The sequence below is a fragment of the Microbispora sp. NPDC088329 genome (genome assembly GCF_040685655.1).
Classification (GTDB): Bacteria; Actinomycetota; Actinomycetes; order Streptosporangiales; family Streptosporangiaceae; genus Microbispora.
This window is the reverse complement of record NZ_JBFBIP010000004.1, coordinates 111,640-137,195: the sequence shown is the minus strand read 5'-3', so window position 1 is coordinate 137,195 and position 25,556 is coordinate 111,640. Positions and strand designations below refer to the sequence as shown.

Genomic DNA, 25,556 nt, shown 5'->3' with positions numbered 1-25,556 from the left:
AAAGTGGTGGATCAGCGCCTGAACAGGCGCGGCGCCAGGTCGATGAGGTTCTTCTGCCACACGTCCCAGCCGTGCGGTCCGGGCGTGACCCCGTCGAACTCGTAGCGGATGCCGAGGCTGTCCAAGGTGGGCAGGGACCCCATGAACAACGGCTGCACGAAGTCGGTCTGGTCGCCGACGTACAGGCGCAGCATCTTGGTCCCCTTGTTGATCGCCGCCGCGTCGACGCCGGTGCCGTCTCCGAACCAGGCCGAGAACGCCGCGACGTAGGCGAACCGGCCCGGGTACGCCTTGAGCACCCCGAGCGTCTGCACACCGCCCATCGAGAGACCGGCCAGGGCCTGCCCCGACGGGTCGCCGGAGACGTTGTAGCGGGCGCGGGCCGCCGGGACGATGTTGTCCAGCAGCTCCTTGGTGAAGTCGGGCACGTTGCCGTTGCCCATCACGACCACCATCGGCACGAGCTTCCCGTCCAGATACTCGTGGTCGAGGATCTGCTTCGCGCGTCCCATCTCGACCCAGTCCGTGTAGCTCTGGCCGCTGCCGTGCTGGAGGTACAAGACGGGGTAGGGCTCCGCCCGCTTGGCGTCATAGCCGGGCGGGGTCCACACCAGCGCGGTCCGGTCCTGGTTCGCGACGTCGCTGTGGTACATCAGGCTCTCGACCTTCCCGCCCCGGCCCGCGGGAACGTCCGACAGCAGGCGTGACCTTTCGCCCGGGATGAAGAAGCTGCTCCAGTTCGGCTCGGAGGTCACCTTCGTCGGGTTCGACGCGTCCTTGACCGCGACTCGGTCCACGATCCACTGGTAGTAGTAGAACCACGGGTCCAGCGGACCGATGGTCACCCGCCACCGGTCGCCGTCACGGGACATCGGAACGCGCAGCCAGCTCCCGCCGGGAGCGTCGTTCGCCCACACCGTGACGTGCTTGGCGTCCTTGAAGTCCGTCGTGGTCTCGAAGGTGACGAAGCCGTCCCGCACGAACGGCGTCGGCGTGGTGCCGGGCGCGGGCGGGGTGAACTCGCCCTTCAGCGGTCCGTGACCGGCGCTCGGACCGTGGTCCCTCACCGTACGGAACAGCCGCGGCACGAAGTCGATCAGGTTCTCCTGCCAGGCGTTCCAGTTCGCCCCGCCGTCGGGGTTGACCCCGTCGAACTCGTACCTGACACGGGCGCGGTCCAGCGCCTTCGTCAGGCGGACGGTCGCGTTGTACGCGGGATCGGTCACGTTCCCGGTGTACAGACGCACCAGCGTGACCCCGGGGCCCGGTGCGGGACCGGGCTTCCCGCCGGGGATCTCCGTGAGCAGACCCGAGAACGAGCCGGCGTAGGCGAAGTCGTTCGGCTTGGCCAAAGCGGCACGCAGAGCCCGCGTCCCGCCCTCGGACACACCGGCGATCGCCTGGTGCGCGGGGTCGCGCAGGACCCGGTACCTGCCCGCGACCGCCGCGCGGAGGTCCTTCAGCTCCTTGTCGTCGGCCGGCCCGTCACCGCCGCTGATCACGACCACCATCGGCTCCATGGAGCCACCTGCCGACAGATTGTCGAGGATCTGCTTGGCCCGGCCGAGATCGAGCCAGTCGGTGGCGCTCCTGTCCGTGCCGGACTGCAGGTACAACACCGGATACGGCTTGCCGCCCTTGGCCGCGTACCCCGGCGGGGTCCAGACCAGAGCCGACCGCTCCTCCTTCTTGGCCCGGTAGGTCAAGGTCTCGACCTTGCCGCCCTGTCCCTGCGGCGCGTCCGCCAGCAGGCGCACCGACTCGCCCGGAACGAGGAAGGTGCTCCACAGGGGCTTGGACGCCACGCTGGTGGCGTTCGTCGGGTCCTTGAGACCCTTGGTGTCGTCGCCCGTCACCTGGTAGGAGTACAGCCCCGGCTTGAGCGGGCCGAGGGCCCCCCACCAGACGTCGCCCCGGCGGGTCAGGCCGTACTCCGCCCACGCGAAGGAGGGGCCGAAGTTCCCCTCGACGGCCAGCTGCGACACCTGGCCCGCGTTGGCCTCGACGTAGGCCGCCGGAATGCCGATCGACACGTAGCCGTCGTCCGAGACACTCAGCCAGGGCGTGTCCGCAGCCGCCGCCGGTCGCGGCGTGAGCGACACCGCCGCGATCGCCATGACGCTCGCGGCGATCACCGCGGAGAGCCGGCGCAGGCCCTTGAGGCGCAGGCCGCCGTGATGGAATAACGTCATACCGAAACTCCCTTGATGGCCGGCAGCGACCAACCGATTCGAATCGCCGGTATTTTCGCGCCATGGATTCCGCGCCTGGACCTCCGTCGTCACGGGCGCATTCACTCTCTTTTGGCCGCAAGCGCTATCAGTCGCGATTCCACCAAGTCAAGGTAATTGATACATTTTGGGAACACAAGACCGTTTCGACCCTCTCGGCCTGCCGACCGCGCCCTCGAAAGGACACCGCGACACCGCGTCGATCGGCAGAAGTCCTGCGTGCCGCGCCGACCCGGCACCGATCAGCAGCAGCTGCCCACCGGGTTGGAGACCGCGACGATCGGCTCGGCATGATGGGCCACAGTGACGAGGCCGTTCCCCGCGACCAGCCCAGAGCCGATCAATGCGGCGATCAGGAGGTGTTTCACGAGTCTGTTCATGTTTCTCCCCATTCGAACGGGCTTCGGGAATATTGACGAGCTTCCTGTCGAGAAAGTTCGGACAGGCCTGGAACGATCAGCCATGGATCTCGGACTGCTCCCGAAGGGCACGCCGTTCGTCGTGCCGATCGCCGCTCTCCCTGGCGATTCGCAGCGCCTCAGCGATATGCCTCGCCGCCTCGTCGAGGTCGCCGAGCATCCGGGACGACCGGGCCAGCGCGACGAGGGCCTGCGAACGCTCCTGCGGCCCCTGCGCGCAGGCGTCGAAGCTCGCCAGCGAATCCCGTAGATGCGCGCGGGCCATGACGGCGTCCCCGGCCGCGAGGTACGCCTCGCCGAGACGCCGCAGTGTCATCGCCTCATGCATCGCATCACCCTCCTCCCGGGCGCGCTGCAGCGCCTGCCGCAGCGTCGCGACGGCCTCTTCTGTGGATCCGAGGACCAGGCGCGCGTCGCCCACCATCATCAGCGCATAGCGCTCGCCCACCGAGGACCCCACCCGGCGGCTGATCATCAACTGCCGGTCGGCGTACCGCAGCGCCTCCTCCGCACGCTCCATGAGGAGGCAGGCGCTGGCGAGGTTGCCGAGTGCGCGCAGTTCTCCAAGGGGGTCGCCGAGATCCCGGCACAGGTCCAGCAGTTCGTTGAGGCACTTCAGTTCTTCCGCGTCGTGGTTGAGCAAGCGGTGCGCCATCGCCACCATCGCCAGCGCCTGTGCCTCGCTCTCCCGGTCCGCGAGCCGGCGCGCGGTCCGCAGCGACCTCGTGCCGAGCCAGAGCATTTCGTGACGGTACCCCTGCGCGGCGAGATGCCACTGCAGATTGAGGGCGAGGCCGACGGCGAGGCGGGCCGTCACGGCATCGGCGTCGCAGGCCTCGCCCACGAGTGTCAGCAGGTTGGGCCGTTCCCGTTCCAGCCAGCGGGTCGCCTCTTCCCGGTCGTGCAACGCCTTCGGCTTCTGCGGCACCTCCGGCACGCCCGCGTGCAGGCGGTGCGAGTCGATCACGCGTACGGCCGCACTCGTGGTGGCGAGAAGGAAACCGAGCACGCGGCGGAGCGCGGCCTCCCGCCGATCCGGCGGTTCGGTGTCCAGCGCGCGCTCCTGCGCGTACAACCTGATCAGGTCGTGCATCGTGTAGCGGCCCGGAATCGGGCTCTCCACCAGCCGCGCGTCGAACAGCCTCTCGATGACCTGCTCGGCGGCCCGCGGCGGCCGTTCGAGCAGCACGGCCACCGCCTCCAGGCTGAGGTCGGGCACGCGCAGCAGCCCGGCCATGCGGAAGGCGGAGGCCGCCTCGCGGTCGAGGGCCTGCCCACTGTCGGCCAGGGCCGTGTAGCTGACCGCGATGCTGCTGCGCACGCCGACCTCCCCGGTGCGCAGCACGTCCAGCCGGCTGCTCTCGTCCTCCAGGCGTTCGATGAGCATGTCGGCCGACCAGCCGGAGCGGCTCGCCAGACGGGCACCGGCGACGTGCAGTGCCAGGGGGAACCCGTCACAGAGGTCGGCCAGCCGTTCGACGGCTCGCTGCGAGAACCCGATGCCGCCGGCCTGGAACCGCCGGGACAGCATGGCGACGGCCTCGCCCCGTGGCATGGGGCCGAGGTCGACGTGCGAGGCGGGAGCGGCCTGCGCCAGGTTCTCGCGGGACGTGAGCAGGACGGTGGAACCGGACGTCATCGGCAGGAGGGGGCCGGCCTGCGCGATCGAGGAGGCGTCGTCGAGGAGGAGCAGAACCCGCCTCCCGTGGAGGATCGTACGCAGGGCCGAGGCGGCTTCGTCGACGTCGGGAGGGACCTCCGACCCCGGCGTGCCGAACGTCCGCAGGAGCCGGCCGATCAGCTCACCCGTGTCCAGCCGGCGCACCCCGGGCATCGCGCCGCGCAGATTGACGTACACCTGGCCGTCGGGAAAGCGGGCCGCGGCCCGGTGCGCGGCGTGGAGGGCCAGGGCGGACTTGCCCGCACCCGGCGGGCCGCAGATCGCCACCACCGGCGTCGGCGGCGACCCCTCCGGCGGGTTCAGCCAGCTCTGCAGGCGGCTCAGCTCCCGCTCCCGGCCCACGAAGTGCGGCGTGTCGGAGGGAAGCTGCCTCGGCACCGCCGGGGGCGCCACCGGGGGTGTCCCCGGTTCGCCGCCGCTCGCGTCCGGTGCGGCGTGGGCGGTATCGAGGAAGAGGCCGGCGTCCCCTGCGAGAATCCGCTGGTGGAGCCGCTGCAGGGGTTGCCCCGGCTCCACGCCGAGGTCCTCGACCAGGCGGGTCCTCAGCTCGTGGAAGGCCGCGAGCGCGTCCGCCCGCCGGCCGTCACGCGCCAGGGCCAGCATCAGCTGGCCCCACGGGCGCTCACGCAACGGGTGGTTTCGTACGCACTCTTTGAGTGGACCGATCGCCTCGGCATGCAGACCGAGATCGAGCCGCGCGCCGACCCAGTCTTCGAAGACCCCCAGCCGCTCCTCCCACAGCCCTGCCGCGATCTCCTCAAGCGGGAGGGTGCGCGGCACGTTGTGGAACGGGTCGTCGCGCCACAGCAGAAGGGCCCTCCGGAGGATGGCCTCCCCCTGGCGTACGTCACCCGCCTTCAGCAGGCCGCGGCCCTGCCGTACGAGGTCCCTGAACGTGAGGAGGTCGAGCTCGCCGGCTCGTACGACGAGGCGGTATCCGTCTCCCACGGTCTCGATCGGCGCGGCCCGCGGGTCCGCGGGTGACAGCAGCCGGCGCAGCGCCGAGATGTAAGTCTTGAGGTTGCCCCGCGCCGAAGGGGGCGGGGTGCCGTCCCAGAGATGCTCCACGAGCTGATCCGCCGTGACGGCCCTGTCGGCGCTCACAAGCAGGGTGACGACGACCTGACGGTGCTTCGCGCGGACGAGGGGAACCTCCCGGCCGTCCGTGTCACGGACGCGCACCGAACCGAGGAGCCGGTATTCCACGCCGCCTCCACCCTGAGTCGCGAAGACGCCTAGATCCTAGACACCTCCCTGACTCAGAGCAAGATCACGCTGTGGTCAACCACTCGCCGCCAGCATCGGACCGTAGCGGCCGGTGAAATCCTCGGCTACTTCGCGAGCGTCGGGATCGTCGCTGCCGGCGGCATGCCGGACCAGGACCCGCAGGAGCTGCCAAGCCTCGATGCCGCCGAGCAGTTCGGCCATCCTGCGAAGGTCGTCCGCATCCGCCGTGGGAAGTTGTTCGACCACCAGGTCCCGCAGGCTGGGCAGCACGAGGTCCCTCCTCCCCCGGGCGATCGCCTTCCTGGCGTCCAGGGCCCACGCCTGCGACAGGGCCAACTCCATGAGTGGGCGCAGGAGAGCCGGGACGTCGGAGGGAAAGGTCTGCAGGAATGTGAGCGCCGCTCCGCGATCCCAGGTGGAACCCCTCAGCGCGGCCGAGAGCGTCTCTGCCCTCGACGCCGCGTGGCGGTAGAAGTCGGCGCGCAGCCGAGCGGACTGCTGCTCGGCTGCGATGATCGCCTCCCACATACGCCGATCGGTGACCTGCTGAGCCATTCATCCTCCGCTGTGCGTCTGGCTCGTGGGCCGTATCGGTGGATGCTCCCGTCTACCGGAACGAGCCCTAGAGCTCAACCCTTGACGTTCTCCCAGCCCATGCTCTTGATGCGTCCGACGAAGTCGTCGAAGGGCATGCTATCCGTCGGATAGATGGTGTGATGCCCCTCTGGCATGGGCCCGCCCACTCCGGCACCGTCCGAGACGACGCCCAGACCTTCCGCCAGCGGCTTGGTCGGCTGACGCACCTTACCGTTCAACCCGAGAGCACGAAGGTTCTCCACGGTGTCGAACGTCGACAGACCCTCCACGCTGAGGTTCTCCAGGTCCTCCGCGCTCGGCGGATGCACCATGCCCTGATCGTCGACGGTGATGTCGCCCCTGCCCGTGGCCGGGTCACGGGGGCGTACGCGAGGTCCGCCGGCGGTGTGCAGGCCGAGACGGCAGTTGTGGACGAGAACCGGAGCCGAGCCGGCCTGGACGTAGAAGGTGTGGGTGTCGGCGACGGTGAGGTCGTAGACGGTGGGGTGGGCCGGAACGGTGGTGGTGCCGACGACCTGGACCGTGGCGCCGGACGGAGTCCGGAGACGGTCGGCCGGCGTCAGCTCGTCGGCCCGGACCCACGTCTTGTCCTCAGCGTCCCAGAACAGGTGGTGCTCGGTGGCGAGGATGACGCCGGTGTCGTCGCCCTTCCCGCCGTCGGTGTCGACCGTGATCTGGACGAGGCCCAGATAGCCGACACCGGAGAAGGCGGCGACGACGAGCCTGGGCGAGGTCCTGCCGGTCGAGGGGTCGGTGGCGAGGACCCTGTCGCCGGGCTTGATCTTCTCGATGGCCTTGGTGGAGCCGTCGGCGAGCTTGACCAGGGTGCCGGCGACGAAGCTGTTACAGCCACGAGGGGATCCCGACGAGGCGTGCGGCTTCCCTCGGGCCGCGCTCCTTCCGGCCGATCGCGCGGCCGCGCCTTCTCCCGCCGCGGCCGCGTCGTCCGCGGCGCCGCCCATCTTGCCGAGCGCCGCTCTGGCCTTGCCGGCCGCCTTGCCGACGGCCCCGGAGACGACCTTGCCCGCCGCCGTGGTGGCCAGCTTGCCGAGCGCCGCCGATGCGGCCTTGCCGAGCACCCCGCCGGCGGCCCCGGCGACGGCTCCCGCCGCCGCGGACCTGAACGCGCCGCCCATGCTCCACTGGTCACGCGGCGTCGAGACGAGGTATCCGGCGAGGTTGCCGGCGGCGCCACCCGCCGCGGCGCAGCCGATGCTGCCGGCGCCGCTCGTGGCCGCCTCGCAGCCGATGGTCACGGTCACCGAGACGGTGACGTTGACGATGGTGGCCTTGTGCTGGTTCCAGAAGTTCTTGGCCTTGCAGCCGAAGCTCCAGCGCCCGCAGTGCGGCGGGTTGCTCGGCGGGGGCGGCGGGTTGTACACCGGGCCGCCACCGCAGTCTCCGCAGCCGGGGTTCCTCTTTCTTCCGGAGCCGCCGTTGCAGGGGTTGCTCTTGATCACGCCGCACTGGGTGCCGCCGTCGTACATGAGCCCCGTCGGGTCCGACGCGTTCACCGGGTCGTTGCCGGCGTAGGCGTAGCCGTTCCAGCTCTGCGGGTCGGTGACGTCGAACACCGGGTCGACCGAGATGAAGCGGCCGGTCTCGGCGTCGTACTCGCGGGCGCCGAGGTGGGTGAGAGCGGTGGCCTCGTCGATGACGCCGCCGACGAAGCCTCTTTGGCCGGGCCAGAACGACGGCGGCGTGCCGCGCTGCTGCCCGAAGGGGGTGAAGCGGCGGCGGACGGGTGTCTGCGCGTCGTCGTCGGTCACCGAGACGTCGGTGGTGCCGTGTTGGTCGGCCCCCAGCCAGGTGAGAGCCTTGCCGGTGGTGCGGGCGGCGACGACCTGGCCGCCGTGGGAGTAGTAGCGGGTCGCGCTCTTGGCCCCCGTGGCCTTGTCGAGCCGAATCTCCATCCCGGCGACGTAGAGAGTCGTCGAGGTGGGAGCGCGGCGGATCAGCCGGTCCCCGCCGGCGTCGTAGACGAAGGTGCTGACGCCGGACGGGTCGGTGGACTTGGCGAGGTGACCCTCGACGTCCCACTCCAGAGTGCGGCCGGAGCCGCGCTCGGTGGTGTTGCCGACGGCGTCGTAGGTGTAGCCGTCGATCTGACCGTCGCGGCCGCCGCCCTGATAGGCGATCGAGGTGAGGGTGTGCGGCTGGGGCTTGCCTGCCCCCGCGTACGCGTAGGTCTTGGTGACGTCACCGCCGGCCCCGTGGTCGACCTCCTTGGTGCGGTTGCCGACCTTGTCGTAGCCGAAGGACTGCCAGTACGGCGCGGCCCCGCCGACGACGGCGGCCGAGGGTCCGGAGGCGCAGCCGTCGGTGGCGGTCCAGGCCTCGGTGAGGCGCTGCAGATGGTCCTGGCGGAAGCACTGGACGTCGGGCGTCTGGCCGGACGGAGTGTCGGCGATCCTGGTGATGTTGCCCGACGGGTCGTAGGTGTAGTTGGTGTCCACGACCGAGATCGGGGAGGTCTCCCGTTCGAGGAGGGACCGGGTGAGCCGGCCCGTCCCCTCCTCGTAGAAGTTGGTCTCCTTCACCCGCTTCAGGCCGGTGCTCATGGTCATGTCGAGCAGCTGGCCGAGCTTGGAGTAGGTGGTGGAGGTGACGTAGTTGGTCAGGCCGCGCGTGGTGGTGGGATGGCCGAGCTCGTCGTAGCCGTACAGCATCGTCTCGGCCGGCAGGCCGCCCGCGGCGGGCAGCACGGCCCGGTGGACGGTGCCGTCGAGGTTGTAGTCGGTGCTGACGGTGTAGGTGCCGGCCAGGGCGCCTTCGGCGGCCGGGACGACCGTCTGGGCCTGCAGGGGCCGGTAGGCGTCGTCGAGGCGGGTGACCACGTCGGTATAGGCGTCCGTCGCGCCGGTGGCGGCGTTCTTCACATACCGCGTGGACGAGACCGGCTGGCCCTTGGCGGCGGTGCCGTCGGGCAGCACGTCGTACTTCCACTCGGCGAGCTTGGTGCCGCTCGCGGAGGTCCCCTCGTATTCCGCGGTCTTGCGGCCGAGGGCGTCGTAAGTGAAGTAGACGCTCTTGCCGCGGGCGTCGGTGGTCGTCAGCAGCCGGTCGGTCTTGTCGTCATAGGTCAGCTTCGCGGTGCCCTTGTCGGGGTCGTCGAGCTGAACGAGGCGGCCGCGCAGGTCGTAGTGGTAGGCCCACGCGTTGCCGTCGGCGTCCTTGATGGTCGCGGGCTGCCCGGTGGCCGTGTAGGTGTAGGTGGTGGCGTCGTAGTCCCCGCTCGGGCCGTCGCTCCTGTACTCCCGGAACTCGACGAGCTCGCCGTGTGCGTTGGTGATGCTGGTGGTCGGGGTGCCTCCGGCCGGTGGGTCGACGCTGATACGGTCGCCGCCGTACGTGGTGGTGGTCCGCCACTGCTCGCTGCCGCGCTTGCGGAAGATCTGCGCGGTGGCCCACTCCATGCCGTTGTAGAGGGTGACGCTCTGCCCGGGGACGTCGTCGTCGCTGGCCGGGGTCCACAGCGTGGCGCCGGGGGCCCCCTCGACGTAGTAGTCCTGGTTGGTCTTGTGGACCAGGCCGCGCGTGTCGTACAGCGTGTCGTTCACCACGCGTCCCCCGCCGGGGGCGGGCTGCTGGGTCTGCCGGTGACGCAGGAGGCCGTCGTAGAGGGCGTAGCCGGTGGTGTAGGTCGCCCCGTCGTTGCGGAGTGTCGAGGTGGTCACCGAGGTCGGCCCGTTCGCCCGGACCAGGTAGCCGAACTTCATGTTCGGCGCCGAGGCGTACGTCGCCTTGGCACGCCCCGGCAGCCAGACGGCGGTCAACCGGCCCAGCGCGTCGTAGGCCAGGTCGGCGCGCTTGCCGTTGACATCGACGGTGGCGACCGGCAGGCCCCAGGCGGGCTCCAGCTCGGTCCTGGTGACATGACCCATCGGGTTGGTCTCCGCCTTGACGGTGACCAGTCCGGTCGCCGGGGTGTACGCCGTGGTCGTCTTCCCGCCAGAGGCGTCGGTGACGACCAGCGGCCTGCCGTAGGCGTCGAAGGTGGTGGTGCCGACGGTGACGTACTGCGGGCCGCCGTCCCATGAGCCGAGCTTCTCGGTCCTGGTGACGTCGCCCCTGGACGGCGCGGCGCCGAACGCCTTGCCGTCGTAGTACTTGCGCACGTCGGAGGCCACGTCGCCGGGCCGGGCCGGGGTGACGCCGCACGCCTTGGTGACGGTCTCCACCCGCGAGACGTACGAGACCATCCATCGGGCGGTGTCGCGGACGTACTCCGTGCGGGTGCACTGGTCGTCGCCCGCGGTCGACTCGTCGCCGAGGTCGTCGACCTGGGTGGGCAGGCCGTCGGCGTTGTAGTCGGTGTCGGTCCGGGTGCGGCGCCAGCCACCGGAGGCGAGCGCGGCGCGGGTGCGCTCGGTGTCCTCGCGCACCATGCTCGCGGTGGTCGTGCCCCAGGAGCGCACGCGCGTGGCGGTCCGCTTCACCCAGTAACCGGTGATGGTGCCGCTCAACGCGGGCCCGCCGGGACCGTCGTAGTGGATCTCCTCCCGAACCCGTCCCTGCAGTGCGCCGGCGTCGTCCACCGCGGCGCCCGTGGAGTCGGTGACCTTCGCGTTCCGCGTGCCCCCGCCGGGCATCTCGTCGCCGTCCATGCCGCGGAAGTAGAGGTATTCCGACTGGGAGCGCTGCTCGGGCGCCTCCCCGTGGGTGACCCGCACCCTGCCGTAGCCGCGCCACTGCGACCAGGTCTTGTATTTCTCCTTGGTCAGCCCGTCGTCGTCATCGTGGTGCCAGGCGCCGCCGCCGAGGTACTCGTAGCTCGTCACCTCGTCGGGCGCGCCGCCCGTGCGGTCGATCTCCCGCACCTGGGTGACGACGTACTTGTGGAACCAGTCGAGCTTGGGCGAGGTCGCGCCCTCGGGCGACCAGTACTGCGGGTAGCACCGCCGGGTGTTGGTCCCGATGTCCGGCGTGTCGCCGGCCGTGCAGTCCTCGCCGGAGTAGGCGACGGACAGGGAGCCGCCGGTCTCGTTGTCGATCGCCGAGATCCGCCATTTGGTCAGCGGCGGGCGTCCTTCGAGGGCGTCGACGCGGTTGGGCTTCTGGACGCCCCCGAACCTCACCGCCGGCAACGACGCCGTGCCGCCGACCTTGCCGGTGTGGGTGATCCCGGCCAGCCAGAGCGTGGCCGCGGTGCCGTCGCCGGGGGCGCGCATCTGCTGGTCGAGTGTCCAGGTGTCGACGTCCTTGTACGCGCTCCCGGACAGCACCTGGGTGGTGACGGCGGCCAGCCGCTTGCGCGTCCAGAACGTCGGGGAGTACCGGTCGAGGCACTTCTCGCCGGAGTCGCAGTTCTGGTCGTAGGGGACGTCCGGCCAATATTTGGCGTTGTCCTTGGTGAACTTGTCCGCCGCGCAGTCGAAGCTCGACGTCGGGATGCATCGCTCCTTCACGTCGAAGGAGACCCGTGCCGGGGCGGACGAGGTGAAGATCGCGTCCGAGCGCTGGCCGTAGTCGATGCGCTTGAGGTAGCCGCCCCGGTCATAGACGGTGGGAGTGCCGTTGGGCGCGCCGTCGGTCAGCGTGGTGACGTCGCGGCGGTAGTAGTTGGTCTCCTTGCCGTACCAGAAGGTGCTGACCGTGCCGTGCGGATCGACGACGTAGTCGAGGTTCCACCGCCAGGCCTGCCGGCACCAGGAGTCGGAGAAGGACGACTTGTGACAGGGCTCGCCGTCGTCGTCGCCGAAGACCGGCACCGTCCAGGTGGAGTCCGTCTCCGCCTTGCCGTCGGTCCAGCCCGGCAGGTGGTTGCGGCCGAAGTAGTACTGAGTGCCGTCGGGGCTGGTGACACGCCAATACTCGCCGTCGTCGTCGCCGTTGTCGGCACCGGACAGCTTCTCGATTTTCGCGCCGTCGTCGTCCTCCGGCTGCCAGGTGCCGGTCGCGTCGTCCAGCACCAGCTCGGTGGCCTGCCCGTTCAGCGACAGCGTGGCGTTGTGATTGCCCCAGCACTGGTCGTTGCGCTTGGGCGTGACGCCGTCGTCGGCGCACGCCTTGTATCTGCGCTCGACGAACCCGGGCCAGTAGTCGAAGCCCTCTCCGATCCAGGAGGCCTGGTTGTTGGTGGCGACCGTACGGCCGTCGACGCTGCCGGAGGAGTAGGCGAACCCGACGTTCGGGGTCGGCCCGCCGGGAACCGGCGGCAGGCGCAGCGGATACGACCAGGAGAACGCGCCGCTCTGGTTGCTGACGCTCCAGGTCGCCGAAGGTGACAGTGAGGTGGCCTCATAGGTGCCCGCCGACCCCGAGGGCGCGGCCTCGGCCGCCAGCGTCATCGTCGTCGCGGCGGCGAGGTCCACGTCGGCGGTCAACCGGCCGGTCGTGACGTCGTTACGGGTGGGCAGCGGCGTCCGTGCCTGGCAGCCGGGCAGGTCCGGAGTGGTGGCCGCGCAGTCCGGCAGACGCACCAGGCGCAGCCGGGACGCCCAGTCGCCGCCGTAGGCGTACCGGAAGCCCGAGTAGCCGACCTGGACGGCGACCCGCCGGGCCGCGCCTCCGGCCCGCGCGGCCTCTTGTGGCGTCGCTCCCGGGGCCGCTTGCGCGGTCGGGAACGAAGTCGCGTGCGAGGTCGCCCGCGGGGTCAGCTGGAGGCCCAGGCCGACGACCCGCAACTGTTCAGCCGTTCGCGGGTCGAGCACCCGCACCGACACGGCCGGGACCGGCTCGTCCTCCGACGAGGCCCTCGCCGAGGCCGGGCTCTCCTCCCCGGCCGGAGTCCCGGCGCGGGAGCCCGCCGGGCCGATCCACACCGGCAGCCCGCCGGCCCGCGCCATGCCCGCCTCCGCGCCTGCCCCCGCGGAAGACTTCGCGGCCGCCGCGTCCTCCGCCGGGGGACCGAGGGTGACCGTCGCGGTGCCCGGCTGCGGCCAGGTCACCTCGGGGGCGCCCCGCAGATCGAACCGGGCCCCGGGGTCGGGGACGGCGGCCCGTGTGCGGCTCTCGTGGCCGGGCACGGGACGCTGGTCCTGCGCCTCGTGCCAGCCCGGGTCGCCTGACGCCCGAGCCTCCGGAACGGGTACGGCCAGAGCGGCCGGCACCACGACCGCCAGCATTCCGGCGACCCCGGCCCAGCCTCGCCATGTAGCGAGCACGACTACCTCCGGTTGAACGTGGATGAGAGAGGGACGAGGCGGCGGTCAGCCAGGGAGGTTCATCGCGATGTTCAGGACCTGGCGATCGGTCAGGACCCCGGTGTACGCGCGGACGTCGTCGATGTCACCGCCGAAGTAGTCCACGGGCGCGCTGCGGTATTTGGCGCGGCCGATCTGCAGCGCCCCTGCCGCCCATCCGCCGGTGACGGGACGCTGGTCGTTGAGCTGGCCGTTGACGTAGAGGCGGATCTGCTTGGACTGCTCGTCGTACACACCCGCCAGGTGCGTCCAGGTGTTGAGCACCGAGCAGTCGACGGGCTCGGCCGAGATGGCGTGCGTCAGGGTGCCGCTGTCGGCGTCGGGGGTCGTCGAGAACGACCAGTGCGGCACCGCGACGCCGTTCTCGGCGATGAGCCGGTAACCGAGGTAGAAGGAGCTGTACGCGGTTCCGTCCTGGGCCAGGACGGTGATCGCGTGGTTCGGCAGCACGCAGGTGTCGTCGCCCGCCAGGCGTACCCAGGCCGTCACCGTGTAGCTGTGGTCGCTGCGCAGCGGCGCCGACGGGGTGGCCGCGTAGCCGGTGGTGCCGTTGAGGCTGAGTGCGCCGCCGCCGTCGAAGCCGTCGCCGGACCAGCCGGCGTCGCCGCCGAGCGCCGCGGGCCAGCGGCTGTCGGTGGAGTTGGCCGCGGTGGTGCCTGTGCCTTCCTCGAACGTCCACAAGCCGCGCTGGATGGGCGGCTGTTTGGCCATGGCGGCGATCTCGTTGCCGAGCGCCGGGTCGTTGACGGTGCGCGGGTCGTCCGACAGCTCCCGCTTCCAGATCTTCACGTCGTCGATGTCGCCGGCGAAGTTCTCGATGTACGTGCCGTGCCACTGCACCCGGCCGAGCTGCAACGGGCCGGTCGCGTCCCAGGGCGTGTAGGGGAAGGGACCCGTCGTGGACTGGAGAATGCCGTTGACGTACAGGCGCAGTTGCCTGTGGGGCGCGTCCCACACGCCGGTCAGGTGGGTCCAGACGCCGGTCGTCGGCTCGTCATCGCTGATCGCCCTGACGATGGTCATGTCGTCGACGTCGGCGTCGATCTTGTTGAAGATCCACCGCTTGTAGCCGGAGGAGTAGTAGAGCTGGAATCCCGAGTTGCGCGCGGCGTTCTGGCTGACCACGGTGGAGTTCTTGCTCTTGTCGTTCAGCAGTGCCCAGGCCGAGACGCTCATGCTCCTGTCGGTGTGCACCACCGGGCCGTCCGTGCTGCCGTACCCGGTGCCGCCGTTCAGGCGCAGCCCCCCGGCCACGCGGCCGGGGAACCAGGTGGCGCCGCCCGCGATCGTCGCCGGATGCGTCGTCGCCCCGGAGTCGGCCGCCGTGGTGCCCGAGGTCTCGTCCAGCCGCCAGTGTCCCTCCGGGCCGAACCCGGCGTTGACGTAGAAGCTGTAGACGGCGGGGGTCTTGCCGACGTTGCCCGCCCGGTCGACCGGATAGACATACAAGGCGTTCAGCCAGTCATGGCGGGGGGCGACGCGCACGTTGACGGAGGTCTGCCCGGCCGGGATCTTCACCTGTGTGGCGGCGGTGGCCAGGGCGGGGTCGTCCAGCGCCCATCGGAAGGCCGTCACGTCGGTCTCGCCGTCGCCGGGGGCCAGCGTGAACCCGCCCGCCCAGCCCACGCTGCCCTTCCACTCGTCGGGAGTGTCGGCCGGATAGTCGGCGGAGGTCACCTTGGGGAGGGTGACCGGGTCGATCGTGTCCACGGTGAACTCGCACCACTTGCTCCACGCGCTGGAGTCGGTGCTGTCGTAGGCCTTGACCTTGAAGGCGTAGCTGTGACCGGTGACGAGCCCGGACAGCTTGACCGAGTGGTCGGTGGGCGAGGTGGTGTATTTGTAGGCGGTCTTGCCGCCACCGGGCATGGTCGAGGTGATGTCGTCCCACACGCCGGTGGCCGCGTTGTAGTGGTGCAGGACGAACTCGGCCCGTACGCCGTCGTTGGCCTTGTCCGGGTCGTAGATACGGGCCTTGAGCTGGAGCGGGTTGGCCGCGTCACCGGCGTTCACGGCCGGGCGGGAGGCTCCGGTGACGCACGGGGTCGCCGGGTAGGTGCCGATGCCCGACGGGACCGCCGGCGGGGTGTTGTAGTCGATGACGAGCTTCGGCGCGTTGCTGAAGCCCTTCCACCCCCACACGCTGCCGCTGGTGTCGTTGTAGTCCCTCAGCCCGAACGTCGTGCTCGACCAGCCGTTCTTGGCGGCCTTGACGATCGCGCCGGTCACGTTGAACTCGATGCCCTTGTCCGGGCAGGAGGAGCTGTAGCCGGCGTCGGAGGCGACGCTGTCCAGATGGCTGCTCCAGGACGGCTGACGGTTCCAGGTCGTCGAGGACGATATGCCGCCGGTCAGCCAGAGTTGCACGGCCTGTGGATCGGAGGTGCAGCCCCACGACTTGACCTGCGTGATCCGGAACGTCGCCTTCAAGATGTGCTTGCCGTTGACGTTGTCGGAGTCCATCCGGAAGAACGACCGTTTGACACCGCTGCCGTAGGAGCCCGCCTCCGGCATGTGGCTGGAGTTCCAGTACTGCTGCGACGGATAGGCCTTGTCCACATATGTCCAGGCCAGCTTCGACCCGGACCACTGCGGGTCGATGTAGACCGGATACGTGGTGTCGGCGGCGGTCAGCAGGTCCCTGTCCGGGGTGAGCGCGATACGGTCCGGAGCGGCGTCGACACCCATGACGGCCTGCCTGCCCTCGCGTGCCGGCTCGGCCCTCATCGTGGCGGCGGCAGCCGGCACGCCCGAGGAGTCCCACATGCGCGGCGCCGGCGCGTGGAACACCTCGGTCCCCGAGTCGGTGACCGCGCTCAAGCCGCCGGTCGCCGTCTTGCGCACCGTCAGCCCGTTCGCCCGCATGCCGAAGTCGAGCCGGCTCAGCGCGGGGTTGGCGGCGGCCTGCCTGGACTTGACCACGAGCACCTCGGAAAAGCCGAACACCGACGCGGTCACCCGCAGGTCCACACCCGGCAGCACCTCGGCGTACGTCGCGGTGTCGCCCTCGAGGGACGGCCTGGGGAGGTTTCCCGGCCAGGTCATCGCCACCGAACGCCCGCCCTCGCCGATAGCGGCCAGAGGGGCCGTCCCGCCGCCGGAGAAGGTCAGCTCCAGCGGGGTCGCCACCGTGCGCACCGTGCCGTCATCGGCGAAGACCAGAGTCGGGTCGACATCGGCCCAGCCGGTGCCGCGCCGTACCCGCTCGGGCAGCGCCGACGTCTCGGAGGTGAGGCTGCCGTCGGCGTTGGCGAACACCTGCCGCGTCTCGGTGCGCAGCGGCAGCACCTCCACCCGCTGCCGCGACGTCCGCGCGAGCTCCACCGCCTCCCGCTCGGACGAGGCGGCGGACGGCGACGGCGACGGACCGGCGGTCCTCTCGGCCGCCGCGGGGACGGCGGGGACGGCGTGTACGGCACCGGCCGTCAGCAGAACACAGGCAGCCAGGGCGATGCCGCGCGGGCGAGGGCGCATCGAATCTCCAACGAGCGGGGGTACGCACAGAACCGCGATGGTTCGCCGCAAGGAGATCAGGACCGGGTTCACCGCCGGTTCATTCGGCGTGAACCGGAGTAGACCGGCGCAATCGGCCATCTATCGCCCGTGGTCGCCCACGGGGTGACCACGGCGCGACCGGCTCCCGTGAGCAGAAGGCGCCCGTCGCCGCTGATCCGCGGTCGCGCCGGCGCGGCGGTCTGGGCAAGGCGGTGATCTCGACCGCCGCGACCGGCGATAACCTCTCGTGCGGACGAAACGGGAGGTCACCGGCGTGACGGAACTGCTGATGGGGCTCAGCCTCGGCCTGGGGGCGGGCGTCACACCCGGGGCGCTGCTGACGCTCGTCATCACCGCCAGCCTGCGTGGCGGGTTCCGCTCGGGGGTGCGCCTGGCCGGCGTGCCGCTGCTGTCCGACCTGCCCGTGGTGCTGCTGGCCGTGACGGCCGTCGGAGCGCTGCCGCAGGTGCTCCTGCGGGCGCTGGCGGTCGGGGGCGGGCTCTACGTCGTGTACCTGGGCGTGGAGACGCTGCGCGAGGCCCGTACGGCCCTGCCGCCCCGGCCCGGCGAGGACGCGCCGTCCTCCGTCCGGGAGGTCCTGCGCGGTGTGGTGGTGAACCTGCTCAACCCCCACCCCTGGCTGTTCTGGATCGCGGTGGGCTCACCGATCTTCGTCTCGGCCTGGGACCGGGCCCCGGCGTACGCGCTGGCCTTCGTGGGCGGCTTCTACCTGGTCCTGGTGGGTTCCAAGGTGGCGCTGGCGGGAGCCGTGGGGGCCGGCCGGCACCGGCTGACCCCCCGCGGCTACCGTCTGCTGCTCGGCGCGAGCGGCCTGCTGCTGGCCGCCGTCGGCGCCGTGCTCACCGTTCGAGGACTGGTTCCCCGGGGGTTGTAGCCGCCACCCTGCTGCGGCGGCGGCCGTACAGGAAGTAGACGGCCGAGCCCATGATCATCCACACGAAGAACCGGATCCAGGTCTCCACGGGCAGGTTGAGCATCAGGTAGGCCGAGGCCAGCACCGACAGGACCGGCACCAGCGGCACGAACGGCGTGCGGAAGGCGCGGGGCAGGTCGGGACGGGTCCGGCGCAGGATCACCACCGCCACGGCGACGATCACGAATGCGAACAGCGTGCCGATGTTCACCAGCTCCGCGATGGCGCTGAGCGGAATCAGCGCCGCGAGCAGCGCGGTGGCCACGCCGATGACGATCGTGATCCGGTACGGCGTGCGGAACGTCGGGTGGACCTTGGCGAGGGTGCGGGGCAGCAGGTTGTCGCGGCACATCGCGAACAGCACCCGGCTCTGGCCGAGCATGAGGATCATCACGACCGTGGTGAGCCCGGCGATGGCTCCGACGCTGATCAGCGTGGCCATCCAGGGCTGGCCCACCGACCGGAAGGCGTCGGCGAGCGGGGCCGTCGCGCTGAGCTCCGAGTAGTGCTGCATGCCGACGACCACGAGCGAGACCGCCACGTAGAGGATCGTGCAGACGACGAGCGAGGCGATGATCCCGATCGGCAGGTCGCGCTGCGGGCGGCGGGTCTCCTCCGCCGCGGTCGCCACGACGTCGAAGCCGATGTAGGCGAAGAACACCAGGGCGGCGGCGGTGAAGACGCCGAAGACGCCGTACGCGACCGGCTGCACGCCGAACAGCACCTGGATGAGCGGGGCCTTCATGCCCGACCCCGCGGCCATGTGCTGCGACGACGGGATGAACGGCCGGTAGTTGGCCCCCTTGATGAAGAACAGCCCGGCGATGATCACGAGCAGCACCACGGCCAGCTTGACCGCCACCATGGCGCCGTTGAACCGGGCCGACATCTTGATGCCGGCCACCAGCACCCCGGTCAGCAGGAGCACGATCAGCGCCGCCGGGATGTTGATGACGGCGTCCTCTCCGGCGATGGACGGCGGCAGGTAGATCCCGAAGTTCTTCAGCAACGAGGCGAAGTAGCCCGACCAGCCCGAGGCGACCACCGCCGCGCCCAGTGCCAGCTCCAGCATCAGGTCCCAGCCGATGATCCAGGCCGGAAACTCGCCGATGGTGGCGTACGCGTAGGTGTAGGCGGAGCCCGCGACCGGGACCGTGGCGGCGAACTCGGCGTAGCACAGGGCCGCGAGCGCGCACACGACCCCGGCGACGACGAAGGAGATCGCGACGGCCGGGCCCGCCGTGTTGCGCGCCGCCAGGCCGGTCAGCACGAAGATGCCCGTGCCCACGATGACGCCGATGCCGAAGACGGTGAGGTCGAACGCGCTCAGGCTGCGCCTGAGCCGATGCTCGCCGCCTTCGGCATCTTCAATCGACTGTTCTACCGGCTTCGTCCGGAAAAGGCTCATCGGCAGGCTCCTCATCACGTCGATGACCTGCAGACTTCCCGGTCACACCGGTATTACTCCTGGTTGTCAATCGGTGGGCTGCGCGAGCCGCGCCGGATGACTCTCCATCACCTGCGACCGGCGCGCCACGGCCTCGGTGATCTGACGGGCGAGGTCCTGCGCCGTCAGGCCGATGTCGGAGAGAATCTTGGCCCGCTTGGCGTGGTCGAGGAAGCGCTGGGGGATCCCGTGGGTCCGCACCGGCACGTCCACGTCGGCGTCGCGCAGCATGCGCGCCACGGCGTCGCCCACGCCGCCGACCCGCCCGTTGTCCTCCACCACGACGACCAGCTTGTGCGCGGCCGCGGCCAGCACCAGGGCCTCGTCCAGCGGCTTCACCCAGCGGGGGTCGACGACGGTGGCCGAGATGCCCTGCGCGTCGAGGAGGTTCGCGGCCTCCATGCAGATCCCGGCCATCGGGCCGACCGCGACCAGCAGCACGTCGGCGTCGCCGGCGCGCAGCACGTCCATCTCGCCCAGCTTGCCGACGGCCTCCACGTCCGCGGGCAGGCCGCCCTTGGGATAGCGGACCACCGACGGGCCGTCGTCGATCCGGACCGCCTCGGCCAGCAGTTCGCGCAGCCGCGCGCCGTCGCGCGGGACGGCGATCGACAGTCCCGGGATCACCTGCAGGATCGACAGGTCCCACATGCCGTTGTGGCTGGGGCCGTCGTCCCCCGTCACGCCCGAGCGGTCGAGCACGACGGTGACCGGCAGGCGGTGCAGCGCCACGTCCATCAGGAGCTGGTCGAAGGCCCGGTTGAGGAACGTCGCGTAGAGGGCCACGACCGGGTGGAGGCCGCCGATCGCGAGCCCGGCGGCGCTCGTCAGGGCGTGCTGCTCGGCGATGCCCACGTCGTAGATCCGGTCGGGGTACGTCTCGGCGAACGCGGCCAGGCCGACCGGGTGGAGCATCGCCGCGGTGATCGCGACGACGTCGTCCCGCTCCCCGCCGATCTTGACGATCTCCTCGCTGAACACGTTGGTCCAGCTGTGCGGCTTGGGCCGCTCCTCGCCCGTCAGCGGGTCGAACGGGCCGGGGCCGTGGAAGCAGTCCTCGTCGTGGTTCTCCGCGTGCGTGTAGCCGTTGCCCTTGCGGGTGAGCGCGTGCACGATGACGGGCCCGCGGAAATCCCTGGCCCGGCGCAGGGCGGCCTCCACCGCCGCCTCGTCGTGGCCGTCGATCGGGCCGACGTACTTCATCCCGAGATCCTCGAACATGGCCTGGGGGGTCAGGATGTCCTTCAGGCCCTTCTTGATGCCGTGCAGCGTGTCGTAGAGCGGCGTGCCGACCACCGGCACCTTGGCGAGGTTGTGCTTCACCAGTTCGAGCACGTGCTCGTAGCCCTGGGTCATCCGCAGGGACGACAGGTGGGAGGCGAGACCGCCGATCGTCGGCGAGTAGGAGCGGCCGTTGTCGTTGACCACGATGATCAGCGGCAGGTCCTTGCGCCCGGCGATGTTGTTGAGCGCCTCCCAGGCCATGCCGCCGGTCAGCGCGCCGTCGCCGATCACCGCCACCACCGTGCGGCCGGTCTCCCCCCGCAGCACCATCGCCTTGGCCAGCCCGTCGGCGTACGACAGGGCGGTGGAGGCGTGGGAGTTCTCGATCACGTCGTGCTCGGACTCGGTCTGGCTGGGGTAGCCCGACAGGCCGCCCTCCTGGCGGAGCGTGCCGAACTGCCCGGCCCGGCCCGTCAGCATCTTGTGCACGTACGCCTGGTGGCCGGTGTCGAACAGGATCGGGTCGCGCGGTGAGTCGAAGACCCTGTGGAGGGCGATGGTCAGCTCGACGACGCCGAGGTTGGGCCCGAGGTGGCCGCCGGTCTTCGCAACGGAGGACACCAGCAGCTCGCGGATCTCCGCCGCCAGCGCGGGCAGCTCTCCCGCCTCAAGGCGCTTCACGTCGAGCGGGTCCTTGATCGTCTCCAGAATCCCCACCGCTCATCCTTCCCGCTCGCCATCGAACGGATCGAGTCTAGTTCTAGCAAGGCCTGGTGGTATCAGGGGTCGCACCGAACCTTCACGAGACCTCGCCGGCGCCTGCATCGATTCCGCTTTACCCGTCGCCGCCTCCTGCCCTACCCTCATGATCCACGCAAGGAAAGCTCGCATTACCGGGTCTTCGGGCGATTCGCCGGATTCCTGACTATCTCTCTGTCCGTTTTGGATGCCCACTCATGATTCGCATAAGCCTCCGTACGGTGGCCGTCGCGGCCACGGCGGCGGCGGGGGTCCTGTCCCTCACCGGCACGGCGAGCGCGTCCGGCACGCCGGCGCGGCCCGTGCCCACCGGTCATAAGGCGCTGACGAGGAACCCGCTCTACAGCGCGGGCGCGTTCGAAACCTCCCGGTGCACCGAGCCGGCCCGCCGGGCCGGCGACCTGACCACCTTCCGGGCCTATCTGGACGCCCTGTTCGGCTGCCTGCGGCGCACCTGGAGCGAGGAGTTCCACCGGGCCGGGCTGAGGTTCTCCCCGCCACGGGTGCGTTACATCACCAAAGGCGTGTACACGGGCTGCACCCAGTACATGGCGAGCTACCTGGCGGGCCAGTACTGCCCCAAGAACACGACGATGTGGGTCCTGCTGGACAAGGAGGCGCTGTCCGATCCCACGGGGTTCGACCTCTTCACGGTCGTCACCCACGAGTACGGCCACTACGCGCAGGACCGCGCCGGCATCCTGGCCGAGTTCGACCGGCAGTCCGCCAAGGCGGGCGGGAAACGGGAGGCCGACCTCAACCGCCGCATCGAACTTCAGGCCGAGTGCTTCTCCGGCGCCTTCGTCGGCAGCGTCTGGCGTTCGCTGGGCCGCGACCGGCTCGACTGGGACGAGCAGCTCAAATGGGTCGTCGGCGACAGGTGGCACGGCACGACGCGCAACATCCGCTACTGGCTCAAGCGCGGCTGGTACGGCAGGGGCCCGCAGGTGTGCGACACCTTCTCCGCCCCCGCCTCCCGGGTCGCCTAGCGCCCTCAGGGGGCGACGCGGGACAGCGCTTCGAGGGGGTCGGCGAGCACCTGGGCGAAGGCCAGTTCGGCGGCCCCCATCAGCGTCGCGTCGTCGCCCAGCGCCGTGGTGCGCAGCCGCACCTGCTCCCGCGTCGCGCGCAGGGTGCCGGTGGCGATCCGGCTGCGCACCTGGGCGGCAGAACCCAGGTAGATCTCCCGCAGGATGCCGCCGAAGACGACCATCTCGGGGTTGAAGACGTTCACCAGGCTCGCGACGCCGAGCCCGAGCCAGTTCCCCACATGGGCGAGCGCCTCCTGGGCCATCACGTCGCCCCGGTCGGCGGCGTCGACGACGGCGCGGACCGCGTCCCTGCCGATCATCTCGCCGTACCGGCCGGCGTGCTCCATGAGGGCGGGCTCCCCCACCTCGGCCTCCAGGCAGCCGTGCGAGCCGCAGGCGCAGGGGCGGCCGTCCGGGTTGACCACCATGTGGCCCACCTCGCCGCCGTACCCGCCGTACCCCCCGAGGAGCTGGCCGTTCACGATGATGCCGCCGCCGATGCCCACGTCGCCGTGGAGGTAGATCAGGTCGCGGCAGCCGGCGCCGATCCCGCGGGTGTGCTCGGCGAGCGCGCCGAGGTTCGCCTCGTTGCCCACCGTCACCGGCAGCCCCAGCGCGAGCCGCTTCGTCAGCTCCTCGCCCAGAGGCACCTCGAACGCGCCGATGTTCGGCCCGATCCTGACCACGCCGTCGGAGGCGCGGACCACACCGGAGACCGCCGCCGCCGCGCCGACGCAGATCGTGTCCTCGCGGGTCTTGCGCCGCATCTGCCGGGCGAAGCCCGCCAGCGTCCCCACGACCTGCGCCATGTCGAAGTCCCCGCGCGCCCGCACGGCCTCGCGGCGGTCGAGGATCACGCCGCCGAGGCCGATGCGCGCGGCGGCCAGGCGGTCGACCCCCACCTCGAAGGCCAGCACGTAGACGCGTGCCGTCTCCGGGCGGACGACCAGCGACGGCCGTCCCGCCCGGCCGGTGTCCTTGGGCAGTTCCTCCCTGACCAGACCGGCCGCCGTCAGGTCCGCCGTGAGCGCCATGATGGTGCTCCGGTTCAGCCCCATCAGCGAGGTCAGCTCGGCGCGCGAGGTCGGCCCCCCGAGGTGGACGTGCCGCAGCAGCGTCCCGAGGTTGTGCTTGCGGATCTCCTCCTGTGAGGGACCGGCGCGCATCATCGGGGCAGCCTCGGATTCCGTGGGGGGTCGGGGGAAACCTGAGCAGGTCAGGGGCCGGAGATCACCTTATCGGTCCCGATCACGTCATCTTCTGCCGGTCGCCGCCGCACGCTTCCTCGACAGCGCGTCCACGCCCGCGGCGAGCAGGAGCACCGAACCGGTCACGACGAACTTGACGCCGGCGCTGTAGCCCATCAGGCCCATGCCGTTCTCGATGACCGCGACCACCGCGCCGCCGAGCAGCGCGTCGAGCGCCCGGCCCTTGCCGCCGAAGAGGCTGGTGCCGCCGATGACGGCCGCGCCCACCGCGAACAGCAGCACGTTGCTGCCGCCGGTGTTGGGGTCGACCGAGTTGGCCCGCGACGCCGCGATGATGCCGCCGAGCGAGGCCATGAAGGAGCAGATGACGAAGGCGGAGATGCGGATGCGGTCCACGTTGATGCCGGCCCTGCGGGCCGCCTCGGCGTTGCCGCCGACCGCGTAGATGTGCCGGCCGTACGCCGTGCGCCGCAGCACGAAGGTCCACACGATCAGCAGGATCACGATCAGCGGGACGACGATCGGCACGCCCTTGAGCGACACGAGCGCCGCGTTGCGGCTGCGCTCCAGGTTGAGCACGTACACCGCGACCCCGGCGACCACGGCGAGCGTCGCGACCCGGGCGGCGATGACCGCGACCGGAGTGGCGACCAGGCCTCGGGCCGCGCGGCGGCGCGCCTGCACGAACTGGAGGGCGGCGTACGCCAAGACGCCCGCGACCAGCGCCACCCAGCCGACGACCGGCGGGACGTTCTTGTTCGCGATCGCGAGGATCGTCTCGTCGCGGATCGAGATGTTGGTGCCGTCCTTCACCAGCAGCAGCACGACGCCCTGGAAGGCCAGGAACGCCGCCAGCGTGACCACGAAGGACGGGATGCCGAGCTTGGCCACCAGCGACCCGAGCACCAGGCCGATGACCGCGCCGGTGACCATCGCGGCCAGGACCGCGAGATACCAGGGCCAGCCCTGCAGGGTCAGCAGTACGGCGAGCACCGCCGCGCAGACGCCGCTCGCGAAACCGGCGGACAGGTCGATCTCGCCGAGGAGCAGCACGAAGATCAGGCCCATGGCGATGACGGCGACCGCCGCGCCCTGGGTGAACAGGTTGGCGAAGTTGACCGCCGACAGGAAGGCCGGGCGCAGGACGGAGAAGACCACGCAGAGGATGACGAGGCCGAAGACCGCGGGAAGCGCCCCCAGCTCACCGCCCTTGACCCGCTCGATGTAGCCCTTGACGTGCCCGCCGAGCGCGGACTCGGCGCTCTCCTGCTTGGGGAGCGTTTCGGTTGTCATGATGCCGCTCCGTTGCCGTTCTTGAGCCCGAGCTCCCCGCTGCGCCCGGAGGTGATGAGTTCCACGATCTGCGCGTGGGTCACTTCGGACGCCTTGACCTCGGCCGCCATCCGGCCCAGGTAGAGCGCCGCGATCCGGTCGGACACGGCGAAGACGTCGTTCATGTTGTGAGAGATGAGCACCACCGCGAGGCCCTTGTCGGCCAGGCGGCGCACCAGCTCCAGCACCTGCGCGGTCTGCGCGACGCCGAGGGCGGCGGTCGGCTCGTCGAGGATGACGACCTTGCTGTTCCACAGCACGGCCTTGGCGATCGCCACGGTCTGGCGCTGACCGCCGGACAGGCTGGAGACGTGCTGGCGCAGCGACTTGACGGTGCGGACCGACAGGCCGGCCAGGGTCTTGGCCGCCATCTCCTCCATCGTGTCCTCGTCGAGGACGAGCCCGCTCTTGCGCTCCCGGCCCAGGAACATGTTCTGCACGATGTCGAGGTTGTCGCAGAGGGCGAGATCCTGGTAAACGATCTCGACGCCCAGCGCCGCCGCGTCCCTGGGCCCGCTCACGTGAACCCGCTCGCCATCGAAGAAGTACTCGCCCGAGTCGATCGGGTGGATGCCGCCGATGCATTTGACCAGCGTCGACTTGCCGGCGCCGTTGTCGCCGACGAGTGCTGTCACCTCACCCGGATAGACCGAGAAGGCGACGTCGTGAAGGACCTGCACGGGGCCGAAGCTCTTGTTGATGCCGCGCAGTTCCAGGATCGGTCCCTGGGACACGATGGGCTACTCCGTAGATCGATGGGGCCGGTACGGCGCCGTTCTCGGGCCGCCTCTCGTCGCTCCGGGCGGTGCGGGGCGCCCTGTGCCGT

13 protein-coding genes are annotated in these 25,556 nt (G+C 70.6%); 2 read left to right on the top strand and 11 right to left on the bottom strand.

The window, feature by feature from the left end; genetic code table 11:
* Positions 1-11: 11 nt before the first annotated feature.
* The 6 genes from AB0O28_RS10715 to AB0O28_RS10690 form a co-directional block, all read right to left on the bottom strand.
* A complete protein-coding gene (locus tag AB0O28_RS10715) occupies positions 12-2,192 on the bottom strand; it encodes an alpha/beta hydrolase-fold protein (protein WP_363638619.1) in 2,181 nt (726 codons plus the stop codon).
* Between the two features lie 281 nt (positions 2,193-2,473).
* Positions 2,474-2,611, bottom strand: a complete 138-nt coding sequence (locus AB0O28_RS10710; RefSeq protein ID WP_363638617.1) for a hypothetical protein — start codon at positions 2,609-2,611, stop codon at positions 2,474-2,476.
* A gap of 76 nt (positions 2,612-2,687) precedes the next feature.
* Complete coding sequence (locus AB0O28_RS10705; protein ID WP_363638615.1) at positions 2,688-5,537, bottom strand: BTAD domain-containing putative transcriptional regulator; 2,850 nt, start codon at positions 5,535-5,537, stop codon at positions 2,688-2,690.
* Positions 5,538-5,612: 75 nt separating this feature from the next.
* Positions 5,613-6,113 (bottom strand): hypothetical protein, encoded by a 501-nt coding sequence (locus tag AB0O28_RS10700; RefSeq protein WP_363638613.1) that lies wholly within the window; start codon positions 6,111-6,113, stop codon positions 5,613-5,615.
* A 74-nt stretch (positions 6,114-6,187) separates the two neighbouring features.
* Positions 6,188-13,261, bottom strand: a complete 7,074-nt coding sequence (locus AB0O28_RS10695; RefSeq protein WP_363638611.1) for a polymorphic toxin-type HINT domain-containing protein — start codon at positions 13,259-13,261, stop codon at positions 6,188-6,190.
* A gap of 45 nt (positions 13,262-13,306) precedes the next feature.
* Positions 13,307-16,774, bottom strand: coding sequence for a LamG-like jellyroll fold domain-containing protein (locus AB0O28_RS10690; RefSeq protein WP_363638609.1), 3,468 nt, complete (start codon positions 16,772-16,774; stop codon positions 13,307-13,309).
* Between the two features lie 268 nt (positions 16,775-17,042).
* Here AB0O28_RS10690 and AB0O28_RS10685 point away from each other — a divergent pair, with 268 nt between their 5' ends.
* The gene (locus AB0O28_RS10685; protein ID WP_363638607.1) at positions 17,043-17,690 is read left to right on the top strand and encodes a LysE family translocator; all 648 of its coding nucleotides are present in this window, start codon (positions 17,043-17,045) and stop codon (positions 17,688-17,690) included.
* Here AB0O28_RS10685 and AB0O28_RS10680 read toward each other — a convergent pair.
* Positions 17,656-19,137 (bottom strand): amino acid permease, encoded by a 1,482-nt coding sequence (locus AB0O28_RS10680; protein WP_363638605.1) that lies wholly within the window; start codon positions 19,135-19,137, stop codon positions 17,656-17,658. The genes AB0O28_RS10685 and AB0O28_RS10680 overlap by 35 nt on opposite strands.
* 66 nt (positions 19,138-19,203) lie before the next feature.
* Positions 19,204-21,117 (bottom strand): 1-deoxy-D-xylulose-5-phosphate synthase, encoded by a 1,914-nt coding sequence (dxs, locus tag AB0O28_RS10675; RefSeq protein ID WP_363638603.1) that lies wholly within the window; start codon positions 21,115-21,117, stop codon positions 19,204-19,206.
* 239 nt (positions 21,118-21,356) lie between these two features.
* Here dxs and AB0O28_RS10670 point away from each other — a divergent pair, with 239 nt between their 5' ends.
* Complete coding sequence (locus AB0O28_RS10670) at positions 21,357-22,148, top strand: neutral zinc metallopeptidase (RefSeq protein WP_363638601.1); 792 nt, start codon at positions 21,357-21,359, stop codon at positions 22,146-22,148.
* A 5-nt stretch (positions 22,149-22,153) separates the two neighbouring features.
* On the opposite strand, the gene AB0O28_RS10665 is transcribed toward AB0O28_RS10670, so the two are convergent.
* The 3 genes from AB0O28_RS10665 to AB0O28_RS10655 form a co-directional block, all read right to left on the bottom strand.
* Positions 22,154-23,356, bottom strand: a complete 1,203-nt coding sequence (locus AB0O28_RS10665) for an ROK family transcriptional regulator (RefSeq protein ID WP_363639152.1) — start codon at positions 23,354-23,356, stop codon at positions 22,154-22,156.
* A gap of 87 nt (positions 23,357-23,443) precedes the next feature.
* A complete protein-coding gene (locus tag AB0O28_RS10660; RefSeq protein ID WP_363638599.1) occupies positions 23,444-24,691 on the bottom strand; it encodes an ABC transporter permease in 1,248 nt (415 codons plus the stop codon).
* Positions 24,688-25,464 (bottom strand): ATP-binding cassette domain-containing protein, encoded by a 777-nt coding sequence (locus tag AB0O28_RS10655; RefSeq protein ID WP_363638597.1) that lies wholly within the window; start codon positions 25,462-25,464, stop codon positions 24,688-24,690. Before AB0O28_RS10655 ends, AB0O28_RS10660 begins: the two co-directional genes overlap by 4 nt.
* Positions 25,465-25,556: the final 92 nt, after the last annotated feature.

What these genes read in the sequence shown, in the direction of transcription:
- AB0O28_RS10715 (WP_363638619.1), bottom strand. Translation starts at nt 2,192, where the DNA reads ATGACGTTATTCCATCACGGCGGCCTGCGCCTCAAGGGCCTGCGCCGG.
- AB0O28_RS10710 (WP_363638617.1), bottom strand. Translation starts at nt 2,611, where the DNA reads ATGAACAGACTCGTGAAACACCTCCTGATCGCCGCATTGATCGGCTCT.
- AB0O28_RS10700 (WP_363638613.1), bottom strand. Translation starts at nt 6,113, where the DNA reads ATGGCTCAGCAGGTCACCGATCGGCGTATGTGGGAGGCGATCATCGCA.
- AB0O28_RS10690 (WP_363638609.1), bottom strand. Translation starts at nt 16,774, where the DNA reads ATGCGCCCTCGCCCGCGCGGCATCGCCCTGGCTGCCTGTGTTCTGCTG.
- AB0O28_RS10680 (WP_363638605.1), bottom strand. Translation starts at nt 19,137, where the DNA reads ATGAGCCTTTTCCGGACGAAGCCGGTAGAACAGTCGATTGAAGATGCC.
- AB0O28_RS10670 (WP_363638601.1), top strand. Translation starts at nt 21,357, where the DNA reads ATGATTCGCATAAGCCTCCGTACGGTGGCCGTCGCGGCCACGGCGGCG.
- AB0O28_RS10665 (WP_363639152.1), bottom strand. Translation starts at nt 23,356, where the DNA reads ATGCGCGCCGGTCCCTCACAGGAGGAGATCCGCAAGCACAACCTCGGG.
- AB0O28_RS10660 (WP_363638599.1), bottom strand. Translation starts at nt 24,691, where the DNA reads ATGACAACCGAAACGCTCCCCAAGCAGGAGAGCGCCGAGTCCGCGCTC.